The sequence below is a fragment of the Actinomadura geliboluensis genome (assembly GCF_005889745.1).
GTDB classification, from domain to species: Bacteria; Actinomycetota; Actinomycetes; order Streptosporangiales; family Streptosporangiaceae; genus Spirillospora; species Spirillospora geliboluensis.
In genome coordinates this window covers 1-3,615 of record NZ_VCKZ01000621.1, presented here as the reverse complement: position 1 = coordinate 3,615, position 3,615 = coordinate 1, and the positions used below count along the sequence as shown (strand labels likewise).

The window sequence follows — 3,615 nt, the reverse complement described above, 5'->3', positions numbered from 1 at the left end:
CCGGTCGACTTCGTCGGCGAGGTCGTGCGCGAGCTGCCCGAGACGCTGCGCAACACCCTCGCCGGGGGCCTGTACGCGCTGCTGCGCCACCCCGCCGAGTACGTCCGGCTCCAGGAGGAGCAGCACGACGACACGCTCGTCGACAGCGCCGTCGAGGAGATGCTGCGCTGGTGGACGCCGGTGCTCCAGGTGTGGCGGACGGTCCTGCGCGGGACGACCGTCGGCGGCGTGCCGCTGCTGCCCGGCGAGCAGGTGGCGCTGTGGCTGGTCTCCGCCAACCACGACGGCGAGAAGTTCCCCGACCCCGGCCGGTTCGCCCCGGACCGGTTCGTCCAGTCCCCGCGGCCGCACCTGTGCTTCGGGTTCGGGCACCGCGCCTGCCTGGGCGCGCGGCTGGCGCGGGTGCACCTGCGCGCCATGCTCGTCGCGCTGCTCGAACGCCCGGGGCTGCCGCGGCTGGCGGGCGAGCCGGTGCCGCTGCGGTCCAGCGCCCGGCACGGCTTCGCCCATCTGCCGGTCCGCTGGACCGCCTGATCCCTCGGTGGCGCCTGATCCCTCCGGTGGCGCCCGGTCCCTCCAGGTACCTCCCGAGGAGTACCGGCGCGCACTCCCCGCGGCCGACGTGCCGCCTGACCTCGATGACTTACCGTGCAGGCATGAGCACCTCACCGCCGCACCCGCCGGGCCACACCGGCTGGCCGCGTCCGGGCACGTGGCCGGTCTGGATGGTCCCGGCCCTGGTCGCCCTCATCCAGGTCGCCGGGTCGCTCGGCGCGCAGCGCGGCGGCCCGGCCGGCGGCGAGCGGTCCGGCGGCCCGCCCTGGGAGCACGGCGGCGGGACGTCCGAGCTGGGGCACACCGACCTGGACGCGCTCGGCTTCGCGCTGCTGCTCGGCGGCCCGGCGCTCCTGCTGCTGCGGCGCCGCAACCCGGTGTTCACGGTGTGCGCGGTCGCGGCCGTGACCGCGCTGTACTTCCTGCGCGCCTACACCTACGGCCCGGCGCCGCTCGCGCTGGCCGTCGCGATGATCGCCGCGATCACCGCCGGGCACCGGCTGCTGACCTGGGCCGGGACGGGCATCGGGCTCGCCGCGTTCTTCTCCCTCACCGCGCTGATCGGCGTGCCGGCCGCCGAACGCGGGCAGGACGGGCCGTTCCCGGTGGAGGAGCCGACGCTCGGCGGGTCGAGCTTCGTCGTCGGCTGGGCGCTGGTGGTGCTGATCGGCGGCGAGCTCATCCGGATGCGGGCGCAGCGGGCCGCGGAGACCGCCCGGACGCGGGCCGAGGAGGAGCGCCGCCAGGCCAGCGAGGAGCGGCTGCGGATGGCCCGCGAGCTGCACGACGTCCTGGCGCACAACATCTCGATGATCAACGTGCAGGCGGGGGTGGCGCTGCACCTCATCGACCAGAACCCCGAGCAGGCGCGGACGGCGCTCGCCGCGATCAAGGACGCGAGCAAGGAGGCGCTCACCGAGATGCGCGGCGTGATCGGCGCGCTGCGCTCGGAGGGCGAGACCGCGCCGCGCGCGCCCACCGCCGGGCTGGACCGGCTGGACGACCTGCTCGACCGGGCGCGGTCCGCCGGGCTCGCGGTCGACGCCGAGATCACCGGGGACCGGCGGCCGCTGCACGCGAACACCGACCTCGCGGCGTTCCGGATCGTCCAGGAGGCGCTGACGAACGTGACCCGGCATGCCGGTCCCGGGCCGGTGACGGCGCGGGTCCGGATCGCCTACGGTGAACACGAGATCGTGGTCCGGGTCGAGGACGACGGGCGGGGCGCGCCCCTGCTGGACGACCGGCCCGGCGGCAGCGGCCTGCGCGGGATGCGCGAGCGCGCCGCCGCGCTCGGCGGGACGTTCGACGCGGGGCCGCGGCCGGGCGGCGGGTTCCGGGTGCGGGCCGGGCTTCCCCTGCGGGAGGGCGACGTGGACGAGGACGGCGCGGACGACGGCGCGGGCGGCGGCGGGCCCGGAGGGAGTGTGCGGTGATCAAGGTGATGCTGGCCGACGACCAGGTGCTCGTCCGGGCCGGGTTCCGCGCGCTGCTGGACGCGCAGCCGGGCATCGAGGTGGTCGGCGAGGCGAGCGACGGCGAGGAGGCGGTCGCGGGGGCGCGCCGGCTGCGGCCCGACGTCATCCTGATGGACATCCGCATGCCGGGCCTGGACGGGCTCGCGGCGACCCGCCGGATCGCCGCCGACGAGCGGCTCGACGGCGTGAAGATCGTGATCTTGACCACGTTCGAGCTGGACGAGTACGTGTTCGAGGCGCTGCGCGGCGGCGCGAGCGGGTTCCTGGTGAAGGACACCGAGCCGGTGGAGCTGATCCACGCCGTCCGGGCCGTCGCCGCAGGGGACGCGCTGCTGTCGCCGAGCGTGACCCGGCGGCTGATCGCCGAGTTCGCCGCGCGGGCCAAGGAGCCCGCGCCGTCGCCGCGGCTGAACGCCCTGACCGACCGGGAGCGCGAGGTCATGGCGCTCGTCGGGGAGGGGCTGTCCAACGAGGAGATCGCGGCCCGCCTGGTGGTGAGCCCGGCGACCGCGAAGACGCACGTCAGCCGCACGATGGTGAAGCTCGGCGCCCGCGACCGGGCGCAACTGGTGGTGTTCGCGTACGAGTCGGGGTTGGTCAAACCCGGCTGGCTGCCATAGAAATTTACTCTGCATCGATTCACTGTTGCCGTCGGCGGGAGCATGACAGGCTGGACGGCACAGGCCACCACCGACGTTGAGGAGTCCAGTGCCGAACGACACGAGGATCCTGGCCGTCGACGACCGTGAGGAGAATCTGACCGCCCTCGCGGCCGTGCTCGACGCGCTGCCGGTGGAGGTCGTGCCCGTCACGTCCGGGCAGGCGGCCCTGAAGGAACTCCTCAACGAGGACTTCGCGCTCATCCTGCTGGACGTCGTCATGCCGGAGATGGACGGTTTCGAGACGGCCGAGCACATCAAGTCCCGGCCGCGCACCCGCGACATTCCGATCATCTTCCTGACCGCGGGCGGCGGCGCCGGGGAGCAGGCGTACCGGGGCTACGCGGCCGGCGCCGTCGACTACCTGACCAAGCCGTTCGACCCGTGGCTGCTGCGCGCGAAGGTGTCGGTGTTCGTCGACCTGCACCGCCGCAACCTGGAGCTCAAGCAGCAGGCGCGGCTGCTGCGCAGCACGCTCGGCGGCGACGACGCCGAGAGCGCCCTCGCGGGCTGCGAGCGGCTGCTGGCGGCGCTGGACGAGCGGCTCGCCAAGGTGGAGGGCGACCTCGTCCAGGTGCGGGCGGCCGGCGACGGCCCGGTGGACGCCCTCGAACGGCACGTCCGCGAGCTGCGCCTCGCCGTGGACGCCTTCTCGGCGGGAAGCTGACCCGCCGGTCTCTCCCCTCCCCCCGCTTTCGGGACCTTCGGCCCGCAGACTCCGGGATCTTCGGCCCGTGACGATCACGCTTGGTAGTTGATAGTGGTTGATCCTCACCGGCTCTATTGACAGCGAGTTCAAGAGCTTTCGCAGGTAAAGGACCGGATCCTTTACCTTCGGGGGTCCTGCCGGCGATTGCCGCAAGTAAGTACTTGGTAGTAACTTGCACTCACCGTCACGAGATCGACCGGTGCCGCCGGGACCC

General features: G+C 73.8%; 4 protein-coding genes. All 4 read left to right on the top strand.

Annotated features, from left to right (window positions below; genetic code table 11):
- Positions 1-534, top strand: a 534-nt coding sequence (locus ETD96_RS42560) for a cytochrome P450 (RefSeq protein WP_138642149.1), incomplete at its 5' end; no start/stop codon positions are given.
- 122 nt (positions 535-656) lie between these two features.
- Positions 657-1,991 carry a sensor histidine kinase gene (locus tag ETD96_RS42555; protein WP_171069511.1) on the top strand — a complete coding sequence of 445 codons (1,335 nt, stop codon included), beginning with the start codon at positions 657-659 and terminating at the stop codon, positions 1,989-1,991.
- Positions 1,988-2,653 (top strand): response regulator, encoded by a 666-nt coding sequence (locus tag ETD96_RS42550; protein ID WP_138642147.1) that lies wholly within the window; start codon positions 1,988-1,990, stop codon positions 2,651-2,653. Before ETD96_RS42555 ends, ETD96_RS42550 begins: the two co-directional genes overlap by 4 nt.
- A gap of 88 nt (positions 2,654-2,741) precedes the next feature.
- Complete coding sequence (locus tag ETD96_RS42545) at positions 2,742-3,359, top strand: response regulator (protein WP_138642146.1); 618 nt, start codon at positions 2,742-2,744, stop codon at positions 3,357-3,359.
- Positions 3,360-3,615 lie beyond the last annotated feature (256 nt).

Bases quoted from the DNA above. Each gene is read 5' to 3' on its own strand.
- ETD96_RS42555 (WP_171069511.1), top strand. From the start codon at position 657: ATGAGCACCTCACCGCCGCACCCGCCGGGCCACACCGGCTGGCCGCGT.